This window comes from Curtobacterium sp. MCBA15_001, from assembly GCF_001864835.1.
Lineage (GTDB): Bacteria > Actinomycetota > Actinomycetes > Actinomycetales > Microbacteriaceae > Curtobacterium.
Map to the genome: position 1 here is coordinate 198454 of NZ_MJGI01000004.1, position 15897 is coordinate 214350.

Sequence of the window (15897 nt, forward strand, 5' to 3'; positions counted from 1 at the left end):
TGACGCGCACGACCCGGCCGCGGTCCTGCCGCACGGGGTCCTGCAGCCCGGCGCCGGACCGGTGCTCGGCGACCACCTGGTGTCGTCCGCACCCACCGAGGTGCTCTGGGGCCGGCTCCCGTCCCGCGACGACGCGCCGGTCCTGACCGTCGCGCCGGGCTCGACCGTGACCTTCGACACGGTCAGCCACGAGGGCGTCCTCGACGACCAGGGGCGCGACCCGGCGGCGTTCTTCGGGCGGCACGGGGTCCCGCGCGAGCTGGTCCTCGACGACGCCGTGGCGATCGCGGCGTCGGCGGAACGCGGGCCCACGGACGGCCCGCACGTGGTGTCCCGCCCGGTCGCCGTCGAGGGCGCCGAGCCCGGGGACGTCGTGTCGATGACCCTGCTCGAGGCGTTGCCCCGCGTGCCCTACGGCGTCATCTCGAACCGGCACGGCCGCGGTGCACTGCACGGCGAGCTGCCCCGGCGCAAGCTGTCGGTGAGCGTGTTCGCGGACGTCGTCGAGCAGGACGGCGAGCTGCACGGCCGTCTGCCCGTGGTCGAGGGGGGCCCGGGCCTGGTCACGTTCCCGCTGCGGCCCTTCGCGGGCATCGTCGGCGTGACCGTCGACGACACCGTCCGGCCGCACTCCGTCCCGCCCGGCGCCCACGGTGGGAACATCGACGTCGCGCTGCTGACGGTGGGCTCGACGCTGCACCTGCCGGTCCAGGTGCCCGGCGCCGGCGTCTACGTCGGGGACCCGCACTTCGCCCAGGGCGACGGCGAGGTCGCGCTCACCGCGATGGAGGCCTCGCTCCGGGCGACCTACCGGATCGACGTCGTGCCACGGGCCCTGGCGCTGCAGGAGTTCGGCGAACTCGCCGGGCCGCTCGGCGAGACGACCGAGTACCTGGTGCCGACGGGACTCGACGCTGACCTCGACGAGGCGGTCCGCAAGTGCGTCCGCCAGGCCCTCGTGCTGCTGCGTGCCCGGTGGGGCGTCGACGAGCACCTCGCGTACGCGTACCTCAGCGCGACGACCGACTTCCGGATCTCGCAGGTCGTCGACCTGGTGTGCGGCGTGCACGCGACCGTCCGCAAGGCCGACTTCGCGGCGGTGCCCCGTGGCTGAACCGGGGGCGTCCCAGCACGAGCCGACCCAGCCAGAGCCAGGCGCGACCCACCCCGGCGCGGCCCAGCCCGAGCCGACCTGGCCGCCCGGGCTCCGCGCCGCCTTCGACCGGTACGAAGCCGCGCTGGCGGCCGACGACGTCGCCGTCCTCGACGCCTTGTTCGAGCCGGGACCGGACACGATCCGCGGTGACGCCGGCGGCCTGCTCGTCGGCCACGACCGGATCAGCGCCTTCCGGTCCGCCCGTGGCGGCATCGCCGCACGGCGGATCGGCCGGACCGAGCTGCGTGTCCTGAGCGACGACACCGTCCTGGTCGTCGCCACGTCGCACTTCACGGGCGGTGGCCAGGGACTCCAGACGCAGCTGTGGCGCCGCAGAGACGGACAGGACGGACCTGACGGAACTGACGCACCCGACGGGGTGGGCACCTGGCGCATCGCCGCGGCGCACGTCACCGGTCGCGCGCCCGCGATCGACCGGTCCGTGTGGCGCGTCGTCGGCGACCCGCTCGTCGCCGGAGCGGTACAGCCCGACGCTCCGCTCGCCGGCGTCCGCGTCGCGGTGAAGGACCTGTTCGCCGTCCGCGGTCAGGTCGTCGGCGCGGGCAACCCCGCGTACGAGCGCGGCGCGTCCGTCGCCGAGGCCAACGCCCCCGCCGTGCAGATGCTGCTCGACGCCGGCGCGTCGGTCACCGGCATCGCCCGGACCGACGAGTTCGCTTACAGCATCGCCGGCCGGAACGCGCACACGGGGACCCCGCCGAACGGGGCGGCACCGGAACGGATGCCGGGTGGATCGACCTCCGGTGCGGCCGCCGCCGTGGCACTCGGCCAGGCGGACCTGGCCCTCGGCACGGACACCGCCGGCAGCGTGCGGGTCCCGGCCTCGTACCAGGGACTGTGGGGGCTCCGCACGACCCACGGAGCGGTCCCGCGCGAGGGGCTCCTCCCGCTGGCGCAGACCTTCGACACGGTGGGGTGGCTCGCCCGCGACGCGGCGACCCTGCGCGCCGCCGCGGTCGTCGCACTGGGCGACGGCACGCCCGCTCCGTCCGACCTGCTCGTCGCCGAGGAACTGCTGCGCATGGTCGAGCCCGACACCCGCACGGCCTTCGAGGCGTTCCTCGCCCGCACCTGCCGCACGGTCACCGCCGTCGAGCTGCCGCCGCTGGACGAGCTCGCCGAGGTCGTTCGCACCGTGCAGGCAGCCGAGGCGTGGCGCAACGACGGCGCGTGGGTGTCTGCGCACCCCGGCGCGCTCGGACCCGACGTGGCCGCTCGCTTCGGCGCAGCCCAGGCGGTGACCGCATCCGCCGAGCAGGACGCACGCGGACGGCTCGCGACGTTCCGGTCCGCGGTCCGCGACGTGCTCGCCGGAGGGGTGCTGTGCCTCCCGACCGTCCCCGGCCCCGCACCCCTCCGGACGGCCGACGCTGCGGTGGTCGACCGCACGCGGACCGCGACCCTGCGCATGACGGCCGTGGCCGGCATCGCGGGTGCGCCCGCGGTCTCCGCGCCGGCGCTCACCGTGGGCGGCGCGCCGGTCGGCGTGTGCCTGGTCGCCACACCGGGATCCGACGTGGCGCTGGTCGACTCGGCAGTCGCGCTGGTCTGCTGAGGTCGGTCTGGAGGCCTGGGTCGGCTCCGCAACACCGCCGTCACCTGGCTGAAACACGCGTTCCGTACAGTCGCTCCTGGAACGGAAGGAACACCCCATGCAGCCAGTCGACCCACCCGCACGACTCCTGATGGGGCCCGGCCCGGTCAACGCCGACCCGCGGGTGCTCCGCGCGGCGTCCGCACCGCTCGTCGGGCAGTACGACCCGTGGATGACGGCGACGATGACCGAGACCCAGGAGCTCTACCGCCAGGTGTTCCGCACCCGCAACGAGGCCACGGTCCTGGTCGACGGCACCTCGCGCGCCGGCATCGAGGCCGCGCTCGTGTCGCTCCTCGCCCCGGGCGACCGGGTCCTGGTCCCCGTGTTCGGCCGGTTCGGGCACCTGCTCGCCGAGATCGCCGGGCGTGCGCAGGCCGAGGTCCACACGATCGAGACCGACTGGGGACAGGTGTTCCCGGTGTCCGTCATCGAGCAGGCGATCATCGCCACGAAGCCGAAGGTCCTGGCCGTCGTGCAGGGCGACACCTCGACCACGATGAACCAGCCCCTCGAAGACCTCGGCGCGGTCTGCGCCCGCCACGGGGTGCTGCTCTACACGGACACCACGGCGAGCCTGGTGGGCAACCCGTTCGAGATGGACGCGTGGGGTGTCGACGCCGTGACCGCCGGGCTGCAGAAGTGCCTGGCCGGCCCGTCCGGCAGCTCGCCGACCAGCCTGTCCGAGCGTGCGACCGAGGTGGTCCGGTCGCGGAGCGCGATCGAGGCCGGCATCCGCGAGCCGGGCGACGACGTGCAGGACGACCCGATCAGGTCGAACTACTTCGACCTGGGCATGGTGCTCGACTACTGGGGTCCGCGGCGGCTCAACCACCACACCGAGGCGACGACGATGCTGTACATCGCCCGCGAGTGCGCCCGGGTGGTGCTCGAGGAGGGCCTGGCGGCGGTCGGCGCGCGGCACGAGACGGCCGGGCGCGCGATGCTCGAGGGCGTGCAGGCGCTCGGGCTGCGCGTCTTCGGCGACGTCGGCCACAAGATGCACAACGTCGTCGCCGTCGAGATCCCGGACACCGTCGTCGGGGACGCCGTCCGCAGCGCGATGCTCGAGGACCACGGCATCGAGATCGGGACCTCGTTCGGACCCCTGCACGGGCGCGTGTGGCGGATCGGCACGATGGGCGTGAACGCCCGTAAGGACGCGGTCGTCACGACGCTGTCGGCGCTCGAGCAGTGCCTGCGGCGCGGGGGAGCGTCGGTGCCGCAGGGCGCCGGCGTCGACGCGGCACTCGACGTGTACGCGAGTGCGACGCCGACGGCGCGCACCGGCGCGAGCGGCATGACGGAGACCGACGCGACCAGCGCGGCGACGGTGGCGGCGGGGTCACGGTGAGCGGCGCCTCCCGTCCGGCCACCGATCTCGCGCGGATCGTGGCGGACCGATGCGACGAGCTCGCCCGCATCAGCTCGTCCGCGGAGGGCATCCGCCGCGTGTACCTCACGCCGGAGCACGCCCGTGCCAACGCGCTCGCCGCAGTCTGGATGGCGGAGGCCGGGCTGCGCACCTGGGAGGACGCAGCCGGCAACCTGCACGGGCGGGTGGCGGGTGACGACGCCCGACCGGTCCTGCTGATCGGATCGCACCTGGACACGGTGGTCGACGCCGGCCGCTACGACGGGATCGTCGGGGTGCTGACCGGCATCGCCGTGGTGGAGCTGCTCGGTGACCGCGTGACGGACCTGCCGGTCGCGATCGAGGTCGTCGCGTTCTCCGACGAGGAGGGCACCCGCTTCGGCAAGGCGCTCCTGGGATCGTCGGCGATGGCCGGGGTGTGGGACGACGCGTGGTGGGACCTGGCCGACGACGACGGCGTCACGCTGCGCGAGGCCTTCACCGCCCACGGCCTGGACCCCGCACGGGTGCACGAGGCAGCGGTCGACCCGGCCACGCTCGCCGGGTACCTCGAGGCGCACATCGAGCAGGGCCCCTACCTGGAACGGGCAGGCCAGGCGCTCGGCGTCGTGACGAGCATCGCGGCGGCCAGGCGGTTCAGCGTCGACGTGGTCGGTGAGGCACGGCACGCCGGAGGGACCCCCTACGAGATGCGGCACGACGCCCTGCTCGGCGCGGCGGAGGCGGCGCTCGCCGTCGAGCGCATCTGCATCGACGAGCAGCACATCGGCACGGTCGGTTCGATGCACGTCGAACCCGGCGCGGTGAACGTCGTCCCCGGGCACGCCCGGTTCTCGGTCGACCTGCGCGGCGAGTTCGACGATGGCCGCGACCGGGTGTGGGACGCGATCGAGCAGGCGTTCGCCGCGATCGCCGTCCGCCGCGGCCTCGAGGTCACCGTGAGCGAGGTCCACCGGGCCCCGGCCGTCCTGTGCGCTCCGCACCTGATGGACGCCGTGCGGGCCGGCATCACCGCCACCGGGCAGCATGAGCCGCTCGAGCTGTTCTCACGGGCCGGACACGACGCCATGTCGCTCGGTCAGGTGACCGACGTCGCCATGCTGTTCCTGCGGAACCCGGGCGGCATCAGCCACCACCCGGACGAGTTCGTGTCGACCGAGGACGTCGCCGTGGGCATCGACGCGATGACCACCGCGGTGCTGGCGGTCGCCGCGGGCGTCGCGACGCCTGCCGGAGTCATGCCGCAGGCGACGGACGCGGACGCGGACGCCGAGGTCGCGCCGTGAGCGTCGACCTGCGGTCGCGGATCGACGCGCTCTGGGACGACCTGACCCCGGCCGAGCGCCGCGTCGCAGCCCTCGTCCGCACCGACCCCGACCTGCTGCTGCTGCGCACCTCGGCGGAGACGGCCGCCGAGTCGGGCACGTCGAAGGCGACCGTCAGTCGCCTGGTGCGCGCACTCGGGTTCCGCGACGCCGGCGAGGTCCGCCGGTCCTTGCTCGTCGCGCGCGGCTCCGGCCTGCCCTGGGCGGCGACGCGGTCGCCGGACGTCGACGAGCGGACGGTCGAGGGCCGGAACCTCGACGCAGCGCTCACCTCGTTGGCACGCGCCGACCGGTCGGACCTCGCGCGCCGCATCGTCGCCGCGCGCCGTGTCACCGTGGTCGGCCTGCGCAACGCCCACCCGCTCGCCCTGCAGTTCCGCGCACAGCTCGCCCAGGTCCGGGCCGACGTGCGACTCGCCCCGGCCGCCGGACAGAGCCTGGGGGAGGAGCTGGCCGACCTCGACGCCGAGGACGTCGTGGTCGTCGTCTCGATCCGACGCCATGCGTCCGTCGTCGGGCGGGTCGTGGCACGCTGCGCGGACGCCGGAGCCGACGTCGTCGTGCTTACCGACCCCACCGGTGCGGTCCTCGCGGCCCCGGCACGGACGGTCGTCATCTGCCCCGTCGACTCACCGTCCGCCTTCGACAGCCTGGCGGCTCCCGCAGCCGTCATCGCCGCCGTCGCGAACGACGTCTACGTCGCGAGCGGCACGGACGGCCGGGCGCGCGTCGCGGCGATCGCCGACGCCTACGACGCCCTCGACGAGGTGGCGACACCGTGAACGGAGGACCGATGGACATCCGGGACCTGGACGACCTGGACGACCTGGAGGCGCGGGAGCTGGTCAGCACGTGGGCGGCGGTCCCACGGTGGGTCACCGCCGTCCTGGACGGCCGGCCCTACGGCTCGGTCGCCGACCTGCGGGCACGCGCGGCAGCGCTCGCCGCGACGTGGACGGACGACGAGGTCGCCACCGCGCTCGCACACCACCCGCGCATCGGCGACCGACCCCAGGGGACGAGCGCGGCAGCAGCGGCGTCCCGGCACGAGCAGTCGTCGTCGGCCGAGACGGACGACACCACCGCGCGGGCGATCCGTGAGGGCAACGCCGTCTACGAGCAGCGGTTCGACCGGGTGTTCCTGATCCGGGCCGCCGGCCGGACCGCGACCGAGATCCTCGCCGAGCTGCACCGTCGACTCGGCAACGACGACACCACCGAACGCGCGGAGGTCGCCGACCAGCTGCGCGAGATCGCCCTGCTGCGACTGGACCGGAGCTTCGCATGAGCCACCTGACGACGCACGTGCTCGACACCACCGGGGGCACGCCCGCTGCGGGTGTCGCCGTCACCCTGACCGGCCCGTCCGGCTCGGTGGTCGCGACCGGCACCACCGACGGTGCCGGCCGGATCGCCGAACTCGGGCCCGACCTGCTCGAGCCCGGGGAGTGGACGCTCTCGTTCGCCACGGGACGGTACTGGCAGGACCAGGGCGTGACGGCGTTCCACCCGCGCGTCGACGTCGTGGTCACCGTCCCCACCGAACCCGCAGCGCACTACCACGTGCCCCTGCTGCTCAACCCCTTCGCCTACTCGACCTACCGAGGGAACTGAACACCATGACCGACACCGTCGAACAGCCCGTCGCCACGACCGCCAGCGTCCGTCTGGGTGCCAACCAGTACGGCAAGGCCGAGGTCCGACTGGTCCGCGTGACCCGGGACACACCGCGGCACGAGATCGAGGACCTGACGATCACGACGCAGCTCCGGGGTGCCGCACTCGCAGACTCGTACACGTCGGGCGACAACGCGAAGGTCGTCGCCACCGACACGCAGAAGAACACCGTCTACGCGTTCGCACGGGAGCACGGCGTGCACAGCCCCGAGGAGTTCCTGCTCCGCCTCGGTCGCCACTTCACCACCGCCTACGACTGGTACGACGGCGCCACCCTGTCCGCGGAGCAGCACAGCTGGTCGAGGATCCCCGTCGCCGGCCGCGAGCACGACCACGCGTTCGTCCGTGCCGGCAGCGGCACGCGCACCGCGGTCGTGCAGCTCGACGGCGACGACGTGCACGTGGTGGCCGGCGTGACCGACCTGACCGTGCTCAAGTCGACGGGCAGCGAGTTCCACGGCTTCCCCCGTGACCGGTACACGACCCTGGGGGAGACCGACGACCGCATCCTGGCGACCTCGGTGACCGCGCGCTGGCGGTACCTGCCCGAGGCGGTGGACGCGGGCATCGACTGGAACACGCTGTACGCCGGGGTCCTCGACCGGATGCTGGCCACCTTCGCCGACCTGCACTCCCTCGCCCTGCAGCAGACCCTGTTCGCGATGGGGAAGGCCGCGATCGAGGCGTTCCCCGAGCTGGCCGAGGTGCGGTTCTCGATGCCGAACAAGCACCACTTCCTGGTCGACCTCGCGCCGTTCGGTCTCGACAACCCGAACGAGGTCTTCTTCGCCGCCGACCGGCCGTACGGGTTGATCTCCGGCACGGTCGTCCGCGACGGAGTACCGGACGCCCCCGGTGCGTGGACGACCCTGCCCGGGTTCGTCTGACCGGAGCGTCGACGTGACCGCGGGACTGGTCCTCGCAGCGGGCGCCGGCACGCGGATGGGTCGCCCGAAGGCGCTGGTCCGTGACGCCGCCGGTCGCCAGTGGGTCGAGCGCGCGGTGTCGACGCTGCTCGACGGCGGCTGCGCCACGGTCAGCGTCGTGCTGGGTGCAGCCGCCGACCGCGCCGAGCGCCTCGTGCCGGACCTGCCGACGGTGTCCGTCGTGCGGGCCGAGACCTGGGACGACGGCCTCGGGGCATCGCTCGACGTCGGGCTGGCGGCGCTCTCCGCGGTGGCCGACGTGGACGCCGTCCTGGTCACGCTCGTCGACCTGCCGGGGCTGCCCGCCGAAGCCGTCCACCGGGTGCTCGGCGCCCCGCCCGGACGGCGCCAGGTGCTGCGCCAGGCGGTGTTCGGCGACCGCCCCGGGCACCCCGTCCTGATCGGCCGTCGGCACTGGGACGCACTCCGGTCCGGGCTCCGCGGCGACCAGGGTGCCGGTGCGTACCTGCGGCGGGTCGGCGCGGAGCGGGTGGAGTGCAGCGACCTCTGGGACGGCGAGGACCAGGACCATGCAACCCACTGCGAGCCCACTGTTTGATGTCACGATCGTGACATCTGTGTCATGATCGTGACACAGACGTCATAATGGTGACGTACCGGGGCAGTGCCCGACGAGTATGTCGAGCGAAGACGAGGAGTGTCTGGATGCAGCTGCAAGCCCCGTTCGCTGCCGTCTCCGACGGTCTTGACGGCGATGTCCTCCTGGTGCTCAGCGGAGCTCCGGGGCAGTCCTTCGCGATCTCGACCGTCCAGCGTCTCGTGCCCGGTGGAAGGTCTCGCAACGGCGTTGCGAAGGTCCTCGACCGGCTCGTCGCGCAGGGGATCGCCCGGTTCGACGACCCCGGCGGACTGCGGACCTACCAGTTCAACGCGGACCACCTCCTCGCGGATGCGGTGGTGGAGATCGCGCGTGCGCGGACGACGTTCCTCGATCGCCTACGTGCAGCGGTCGAGGTGATCCCGGTGCGCCACGCAGCGCTCTTCGGATCGGCCGCGCGCGGCGAGATGCGTCCCGACAGTGACATCGACCTGTTCTTCGCGGTGGAGGCAGAGTGGCGAGAGGTCGCGGAGGACCGCATATTCGACCTCACCGCTGAGGTCCACCGCTGGACCGGCAACCAGGTGAGCCCGATCGTCTACGACACCGAAGCGGTCCGTCCCGACGACCCGGTGCTGGTGTCCATCGACCGCGAAGGTGTGCCGCTCACCGCGGACCGACGATGGTTGGCCGCCCGACTCCGAGGAGTCGCGGGGTGACGCCCCCGAACCGCCCCGCGACGGCGTTGGGCGACACCGAATTCATGCGCGGGCGACTGGTCAAGGCCAAGGGCTTCCTCGAATCAGCGGAGGCACTCTTCACGGTCGGCTCGGTCGACGGCGTGCTGAGTCCGACGTCGCCGTACGCGACGTCCTTCGTCGACCTGTGCGTCGATGCCGGCATCGCGGCGGCTGATGCCATCTGCGTGAAGAAGACCGGACGGTACAGCAGCGGTGGGAACCACAACGACGGAGTGGCCGTCCTCCAGGCGGCGACGGACCGGTCGACCGCCAAGCACCTCGACGCGCTCGTCCGGGTCAAGAGCAGGGCGGCGTACTCCGCACGGCCGGTCGACGCTGCCGACGTCCACAACGCCGGTGTGGCGGCGCGGGCGCTGGTCGCGGTGGCAGAGGACACGATCTGAGCCGGAATGCGCTGGACCGGAGCGCCGTGACCAGGGTCCCGCTCGGAGCAGATGACCCTTGGCGCATGCACGCTCCCTGGCGTCATGACCCTCCACTGCGCGCCCACGTCGTCGTCCCGCTGACCGTCTGGGCGACCCTCGTCGCGGGCGGCGGGTCCGTCCTCGTCAGCGCACTGTTCCTCGCCGGGGTGCCGGTGGTGCCGTTCGCGATCCTGGCTGCGATGGCGCAGTTCGCGCTCTACACCATCGTCGCGTTCGGTGACGGGCAGCACGACCTCTTCCCGCTGGCCCGCTGGTGGGAGCGCACCCTGTTCGCCGTCGGGGCCACGACCCAGGGCCTGCGCGGGCTCGTCTTCGCGGTCGACCAGGGCCTGTACGGCAGCCCGGTGATGACGCTCGTCGGAGCGTCGGGGTGCGTCGCCGTCGCCGTGGCCTTCGTGACGACGGCGCGTCGACACGGGTGGACCTGGTACTCGCGGTGGCTCGCGACCGGGGTGGTGCTCGGGCTGGTCGCCTTCGTGTCGTACCTCGCCGGCGCCGACGCGACGACGGTGGTGGCATTGCTCGCACTGACGAGCGTGTGCGAGGTGGTCGGCGCACTCACCGCGCTGCGCCGGCCGGTCTAGGGTCGGCACCATGGTCGACGACGCCACCGCCCTGCCCCGCGACGCGGTCCTGCTGGCCGGGGGACGGGCCTCCCGACTGGGTGGTGTCGACAAGACCGCACTCGCCGCACGCGGCGTGACCCTGCTCGAGCACGCGCTCGCCGCCGCAGCCGGCACGGACCGGGTCGTGGTCGTCGGACCGACGGACCGACCCGTTCCGTCCGGTGTCCACTGCATCCGCGAGGACCCGCCGTTCGCCGGCCCGGTCGCCGCCCTGGCGGCGGGACTCGACGCCCTGACCGACGGCGCGGCGGCCACGCTCGTGCTGGCCTGCGACCTCGTGCACCCGGAAGCGGCGGTGCGCCACCTGCTCGCCACGGTCGACGCGACCGCGATGCGTGACGGACTCGTCGCCGTCGACGAGGAGGGCCGCCGCCAACCCCTGCTTGCCCTGTACCGGACGGCGGCGCTCGCCGAGGCGCTCCGCCGCCTGCGCGAGGCGTCCGGCGGACTCGAGGACCTGTCGATGCGTCGACTGCTCGCCGCGCTCGACCTGGTCGAGGTCCCACTGCCGTCGGTGCTCTGCGCGGACATCGACAGTGCCGACGACGCCGCCCGACTGCTTGACTGAGCGCATGAGCACCGACGACGTCCTGGCCGCCTGGACCACCGAACTGGCCGAGGCGCTCGGCCTGCCGGACCGGTCCGCGCTCGACGTCGACCTGGTGCTCGACCTGGCCCGCGACGCGGCCCACGGCGTGGCCCGCCCGGCGGCACCGCTCACGACGTTCCTGGTCGGCTACGCGGCCGGACTGCGCGGGGGAACGCCCGCCGACGTCCGGGCCGCGGCCGAGCTCGCCACCCGGCTCGCCGCGGCACACGCAGACGCCGACGGCTCCGCCACGTCGTGACGCGCTCCCTCCTGCCGTGGGCGGCGGCACGCGCCGAGGCCCACCGCATCGGCACGACGCTCGCCGGTGCGCCCCACGACCGCAGCCTGGCCGACGCGCTCGGGCAGACGCTCGCCGCCGACCTGCACGCCCCCGGCGACGTGCCGGGTCACGACGGTGCGGCGATGGACGGCTGGGCCGTCGCCGGGGAACCGCCCTGGAGGCTCGGTGCGGCCATCGTCGCCGGTGCGGCTCCGTCGGCCACCGCGTTGGCGCCGGGGGACGCCCGCCCCATCACCACGGGCGCACCGGTGCCGCCCGGCACGGATGCCGTCGTGCGGTCCGAGGACGCGCACGTCGACGCGTCGGGACGTCTTGTCCGCGACGCCGCCTCGACCCGGCGACACGTCCGACCTGCGGGTGAAGAGGTGGCGCGCGGGCAGCTGCTCGTCGCTGCCGGGATGGTCCTCACCCCGCCGCGTGCTGCCCTGGCCGCTGCGTCGGGGGTGGACGTCGTGTCGGTCGTGACGGCGCCGACGGCCGCGGTCGCGGTGCTCGGGGACGAGATCGTCGGCGTCGGGGTCCCCCGACCCGGGCAGGTCCGCGACGTCTTCACGCACACGCTGCCGGTGGTCCTGCGGACGCTCGGAGCGGCCCCGCAGCGGGCGGTCCGGGTGTCCGACGACCGTCCGGCCACGACCGCGGCGTTCGCAGCCGGGACTGAGCGGCTCGTCGTGACCACGGGTGGCACCGCCGGGTCGTCGACCGACCACGTCCGCGGAGCGCTCGCCGGGATCGGTGCGGACCTGCTGCTCGACCGGGTCGACGTGCGTCCCGGCCGGCCGATGCTCCTCGCGCAGCGGGACGACACGCTGTACCTGTGCCTGCCGGGCAACCCGATGGCCGCGATGGTCGGCCTGGTCCTGCTCGGCGGCCCCCTGGTCGCCGGGTTGCTCGGCCGACCGATGCCCGCGACCGCGACCGTGCGGCTCGCCGTCGACGTGCCGAACGACCGCGGGGGCGCCCTGGTGCTGGCGTACCGACGTGCCGAGGGCCGCGCTGGGGTCGGCGTCGGGCCTGGGTTCGCCGTCGTCCCGGCGAGCCACCAGAGCTCGGCGATGCTGCGCGGGCTGGCCGATGCGGAGGGGCTGCTGCTCGTGCCGAGCGGGGGAGCGCGCGCCGGTGAGGACGTCCCGGCGCTGGGGCTGCCCTGGGGGTCCGGTCCGTCGTGACGTCGGGCCCGCCCCTCGGCGTCGGGCCTGTCGGTGGGCTGAGGACCCTCGCAACCCTGGCCCGGAAGCGCGTTGCACCCTTGGTCTCGTCCGGGGGTGGTGGTAGACCCGACCCATGAACCGGATCACCGCGCGCAAGCGTGTCACCCGCGTCACCGTGGGGACGTCCAGGGCGGTGCGGGACGACGTCCTGGCCGTCGAGGAACCGCTCGAGATCCGGGTGGGCGGCAGCGCGCTGGCGATCACGATGCGCACGCCCGGCAACGACTTCGACCTCGCGGCGGGGTTCCTGGTCTCCGAGGGGGTCATCGCCTCGGGCGACGAGTTCCAGGCCGCCCGGTACTGCGCCGGTGCCACGGACGAGGGCCTCAACACGTACAACGTGCTCGACGTCGCCCTCGCGCCGGGCGTCCCCGCGCCCGACCCGAGCCTGGAGCGCGCGTTCTACACGACGAGCTCGTGCGGGCTGTGCGGCAAGGCGAGCATCGACGCGGTCCGCACGAAGTCCCAGCACGCCGTCCTGCACGACGACCTGGTGCTCGACCCGGCACTGCTGGCCGGCTTCCCCGACGACCTGCGGGCAGCCCAGGCCGTGTTCGAGAAGACCGGCGGACTGCACGCTGCCGCGCTGTTCGACGGCCGCACTGGTCGGATGCTCGTCCTGCGCGAGGACGTCGGTCGCCACAACGCCGTCGACAAGGTCGTCGGGTGGGCGGTGAAGGAGGACCTGCTGCCCCTGAGCGGCATGGTGCTCATGGTGTCGGGCCGCGCGAGTTTCGAGCTGACGCAGAAGGCGTCGATGGCCGGCATCCCGGTGCTGGCCGCCGTGTCCGCGCCGTCATCGCTCGCGGTCGACCTGGCGTCCGAGGTCGGCATCACCATCGTCGGGTTCCTGCGCGGGCAGAGCATGGTCGTCTACAGCCGGCCCGACCGCATCCGCGAACCCGACCAGCCCACGGACGACACAGTCCACACCCCGACCGAGACGGTGAGCGCACGATGACCGAGAAGCCCCCCGTCCAGGACGTGACCGACGCCGAGATGACCGTCGGCGAACCCAAGGAGTGGGCGGCCGGCGTCCCCGGGGTCCTGCACTCGATGGGCCCCGCGATCGAGCAGCTCGGGCTGGCCCGCACCGCCAAGCTCATGCTGTCGCTCAACCAGAAGGGCGGCTTCGACTGCATGAGCTGCGCCTGGCCGGACCCGGACAAGCGCAAGACAGCCGAGTTCTGTGAGAACGGCGGGAAGGCCGTGGTCTGGGAGGCCACCCCGGTCCTGGTGCCCCGGACGTTCTGGGCCGAGCACTCCGTCGACGACCTCGCCGACAAGACCGAGTACTGGCTCGGCATGCAGGGGCGTCTGACCGAACCGGTCTGGAAGCCGGCAGGGGCGGACCACTACCAGCCCGTGACCTGGGAGCAGGCCTTCGAGCGGATCGCGGCGAAGCTCAACGGGCTCGACAGCCCCGACCAGGCGTCGTTCTACACGTCGGGTCGCACCTCGAACGAGGCCGCCTTCGTCTACCAGCTGTTCGTCCGGGCGTTCGGCACGAACAACCTGCCCGACTGCTCGAACATGTGCCACGAGTCCACCAGCCTGGCGATGGCCGAGACCGTCGGCATCGGCAAGTCCACCATCGCCTACGACGACTTCGAGGAGACCGAGCTCATCATCGTGATGGGCCAGAACCCGGGGACGAACCACCCCCGCATGCTCACCGCGCTCGAGGACGCCAAGCAGCAGGGCGCCCAGATCGTCGCCGTGAACCCGCTGCCCGAGGCCGGGCTGCGGCGCTACAAGAACCCGCAGAAGGTCAAGGGCGTCGTCGGGCACGGCACCGAGATCGCCGACCAGTTCCTGCAGATCCGGCTCGGTGGCGACATGGCGCTGCTGCAGGCCATCTCGAAGCGCGTGGTCCTCGCCGAGCAGCAGGCCCCGGGCACGGTCGTCGACCACGCGTTCATCGCCGAGCACACCAGCGGCTACGACGCGTTCGTCGAGCACGTCCTGCAGGTCGACGACGACGAGGTCGTGCGCGCCACCGGCCTGACGATCGCGGAGATCGACGAGGTCGCCGCCCGCTACCTCAAGTCGAACCGCACCATCATCACGTGGGCGATGGGCATCACCCAGCACACCAAGGCCGTCGACACGATCAAGGAGATCATCAACCTGCTCCTGCTGCGCGGCAACATCGGCCGCCCGGGTGCCGGCGCGTCCCCGATCCGCGGGCACAGCAACGTGCAGGGCGACCGCACGATGGGCATCTGGGAGCAGATGCCGGACAGCTTCCTCGACGCGCTCGGCAAGGAGTTCCACTTCGAACCGCCGCGCGAGCACGGCGTCGACGCGCTCAAGGGCATCCAGGCGATGCAGCGCGGCGAGGTCAAGTTCTGGATGGGCATGGGCGGCAACCTCGTCGCTGCGATCTCCGACAGTCAGCTCGCCGAGGCCGCCTTCCGCGGGACCGAGATGACCGTGCAGGTGTCGACCAAGCTGAACCGCTCGCACGCCGTCGTCGGGGACGAAGCGCTCATCCTGCCGACCATGGGCCGCACCGAGATCGACGTGCAGGCGTCGGGACCGCAGTTCGTCTCGGTCGAGGACACCGTCTGCTCCGTGCACGGCAGCCACGGGCAGGTGCCGCCGGTCGCGCCCGGGCTGCTGTCCGAGGTCGCCATCGTCTGCGAGCTCGCCCGCGCCACCCTCGGCGACCGCGTGCCGATCGACTGGGCCGGGATGCGCGGCGACTACGACGTCATCCGCGACCACATCAGCCGCGTGGTGCCGGGCTTCGAGGACTACTCCGCCCGCGCCGGCAGCAAGGAGGGCTTCGTCCTGCCGAACGGCCCGCGTGACTCACGGACCTTCGCCACGAAGACCGGCAAGGCGATGATCACGGTCAATGAACTCGAGCACGTGGAGCGCCCCGAGGGCACGCTGCTGCTGCAGACCCTGCGCTCGCACGACCAGTACAACACCACGATCTACAGCCTGAACGACCGGTACCGCGGCATCAAGAAGGGGCGGCACGTGGTGTTCGTCAACCCGGAGGACCTCACCGAACTCGGGCTGACGGACGGCGACCGGGTCGACGTCACGACGGTCTGGCACGACGACGTCGAGCGGGTGCTGCGTGACTGGCGGGTCGTCGCGTACCCGAGTGCGCGCGGGTGCGCCGCGGCGTACTTCCCCGAGGCGAACGTGCTCGTCCCGCTCGACAGCGCGGCGATCGGCAGCAACACCCCGGTGTCGAAGGCGGTGCCGGTCCGGCTGACACCGACGGTGGTCTAGCGGTCCCGCCCGTCCCCGCCCGTCCTCTTCGCGAAAGCGACAGTCCTGCGTCGTCTGTCGGCAGAGAACTGTCGCTTTCGCGGTGGAGACCGGCGGTGG

The 15897-nt window shown here is 73.1% G+C and carries 17 protein-coding genes; all 17 read left to right on the forward strand.

Going from position 1 to position 15897, the window contains the following annotated elements:
• Positions 1–40: 40 nt before the first annotated feature.
• The 17 genes from BIU90_RS02345 (at position 41) to BIU90_RS02425 (ending at position 15798) form a co-directional block, all read left to right on the forward strand.
• Complete coding sequence (locus BIU90_RS02345; protein ID WP_254786924.1) at positions 41–1114, forward strand: acetamidase/formamidase family protein; 1074 nt, start codon at positions 41–43, stop codon at positions 1112–1114.
• Complete coding sequence (locus tag BIU90_RS02350; RefSeq protein ID WP_083403616.1) at positions 1107–2732, forward strand: AtzH-like domain-containing protein; 1626 nt, start codon at positions 1107–1109, stop codon at positions 2730–2732. The genes BIU90_RS02345 and BIU90_RS02350 overlap by 8 nt, the downstream gene beginning before the upstream one ends.
• A gap of 97 nt (positions 2733–2829) precedes the next feature.
• Positions 2830–4125 (forward strand): alanine--glyoxylate aminotransferase family protein, encoded by a 1296-nt coding sequence (locus tag BIU90_RS02355; RefSeq protein ID WP_071298622.1) that lies wholly within the window; start codon positions 2830–2832, stop codon positions 4123–4125.
• Entirely contained in the window at positions 4122–5432 is a 1311-nt protein-coding gene (locus tag BIU90_RS02360) for an allantoate amidohydrolase (RefSeq protein WP_083403617.1), read from the forward strand. Before BIU90_RS02355 ends, BIU90_RS02360 begins: the two co-directional genes overlap by 4 nt.
• Positions 5429–6253, forward strand: coding sequence for a MurR/RpiR family transcriptional regulator (locus BIU90_RS02365; RefSeq protein WP_071298623.1), 825 nt, complete (start codon positions 5429–5431; stop codon positions 6251–6253). Before BIU90_RS02360 ends, BIU90_RS02365 begins: the two co-directional genes overlap by 4 nt.
• An 11-nt stretch (positions 6254–6264) precedes the next feature.
• Positions 6265–6759 carry a 2-oxo-4-hydroxy-4-carboxy-5-ureidoimidazoline decarboxylase gene (gene uraD, locus BIU90_RS02370; RefSeq protein WP_071298624.1) on the forward strand — a complete coding sequence of 165 codons (495 nt, stop codon included), beginning with the start codon at positions 6265–6267 and terminating at the stop codon, positions 6757–6759.
• Positions 6756–7085 (forward strand): hydroxyisourate hydrolase, encoded by a 330-nt coding sequence (gene uraH / locus BIU90_RS02375; protein ID WP_071298625.1) that lies wholly within the window; start codon positions 6756–6758, stop codon positions 7083–7085. Before uraD ends, uraH begins: the two co-directional genes overlap by 4 nt.
• Positions 7086–7090: 5 nt before the next feature.
• Positions 7091–8035 carry a factor-independent urate hydroxylase gene (gene pucL, locus BIU90_RS02380; RefSeq protein ID WP_071298626.1) on the forward strand — a complete coding sequence of 315 codons (945 nt, stop codon included), beginning with the start codon at positions 7091–7093 and terminating at the stop codon, positions 8033–8035.
• A 13-nt stretch (positions 8036–8048) separates the two neighbouring features.
• Positions 8049–8633, forward strand: coding sequence for an NTP transferase domain-containing protein (locus tag BIU90_RS02385; RefSeq protein ID WP_254786918.1), 585 nt, complete (start codon positions 8049–8051; stop codon positions 8631–8633).
• Positions 8634–8740: 107 nt separating this feature from the next.
• Positions 8741–9352 carry a nucleotidyltransferase family protein gene (locus BIU90_RS02390; RefSeq protein WP_071298627.1) on the forward strand — a complete coding sequence of 204 codons (612 nt, stop codon included), beginning with the start codon at positions 8741–8743 and terminating at the stop codon, positions 9350–9352.
• Positions 9349–9777, forward strand: a complete 429-nt coding sequence (locus BIU90_RS02395) for a hypothetical protein (protein WP_083403619.1) — start codon at positions 9349–9351, stop codon at positions 9775–9777. Before BIU90_RS02390 ends, BIU90_RS02395 begins: the two co-directional genes overlap by 4 nt.
• A gap of 65 nt (positions 9778–9842) precedes the next feature.
• Entirely contained in the window at positions 9843–10403 is a 561-nt protein-coding gene (locus BIU90_RS02400) for a hypothetical protein (RefSeq protein ID WP_071298628.1), read from the forward strand.
• Positions 10404–10413: 10 nt separating this feature from the next.
• Positions 10414–11013: a molybdenum cofactor guanylyltransferase gene (locus tag BIU90_RS02405; protein ID WP_071298629.1), complete on the forward strand. Its 600-nt coding sequence runs from the start codon at positions 10414–10416 to the stop codon at positions 11011–11013.
• 4 nt (positions 11014–11017) lie between these two features.
• Entirely contained in the window at positions 11018–11293 is a 276-nt protein-coding gene (locus BIU90_RS02410; protein ID WP_071298630.1) for a DUF6457 domain-containing protein, read from the forward strand.
• Entirely contained in the window at positions 11290–12504 is a 1215-nt protein-coding gene (locus tag BIU90_RS02415) for a molybdopterin molybdotransferase MoeA (RefSeq protein WP_083403620.1), read from the forward strand. The genes BIU90_RS02410 and BIU90_RS02415 overlap by 4 nt, the downstream gene beginning before the upstream one ends.
• A 115-nt stretch (positions 12505–12619) precedes the next feature.
• The gene (fdhD, locus tag BIU90_RS02420) at positions 12620–13507 is read left to right on the forward strand and encodes a formate dehydrogenase accessory sulfurtransferase FdhD (RefSeq protein ID WP_071298631.1); all 888 of its coding nucleotides are present in this window, start codon (positions 12620–12622) and stop codon (positions 13505–13507) included.
• Positions 13504–15798, forward strand: coding sequence for an FdhF/YdeP family oxidoreductase (locus tag BIU90_RS02425; RefSeq protein WP_071298632.1), 2295 nt, complete (start codon positions 13504–13506; stop codon positions 15796–15798). The genes fdhD and BIU90_RS02425 overlap by 4 nt, the downstream gene beginning before the upstream one ends.
• Positions 15799–15897: the final 99 nt, after the last annotated feature.

Bases quoted from the DNA above. Each gene is read 5' to 3' on its own strand.
- BIU90_RS02355 (WP_071298622.1), top strand. From the start codon at position 2,830: ATGCAGCCAGTCGACCCACCCGCACGACTCCTGATGGGGCCCGGCCCG.
- uraD (WP_071298624.1), top strand. From the start codon at position 6,265: ATGGACATCCGGGACCTGGACGACCTGGACGACCTGGAGGCGCGGGAG.
- uraH (WP_071298625.1), top strand. From the start codon at position 6,756: ATGAGCCACCTGACGACGCACGTGCTCGACACCACCGGGGGCACGCCC.
- pucL (WP_071298626.1), top strand. From the start codon at position 7,091: ATGACCGACACCGTCGAACAGCCCGTCGCCACGACCGCCAGCGTCCGT.
- BIU90_RS02390 (WP_071298627.1), top strand. From the start codon at position 8,741: ATGCAGCTGCAAGCCCCGTTCGCTGCCGTCTCCGACGGTCTTGACGGC.
- BIU90_RS02400 (WP_071298628.1), top strand. From the start codon at position 9,843: ATGCACGCTCCCTGGCGTCATGACCCTCCACTGCGCGCCCACGTCGTC.
- BIU90_RS02405 (WP_071298629.1), top strand. From the start codon at position 10,414: ATGGTCGACGACGCCACCGCCCTGCCCCGCGACGCGGTCCTGCTGGCC.
- BIU90_RS02410 (WP_071298630.1), top strand. From the start codon at position 11,018: ATGAGCACCGACGACGTCCTGGCCGCCTGGACCACCGAACTGGCCGAG.
- fdhD (WP_071298631.1), top strand. From the start codon at position 12,620: ATGAACCGGATCACCGCGCGCAAGCGTGTCACCCGCGTCACCGTGGGG.
- BIU90_RS02425 (WP_071298632.1), top strand. From the start codon at position 13,504: ATGACCGAGAAGCCCCCCGTCCAGGACGTGACCGACGCCGAGATGACC.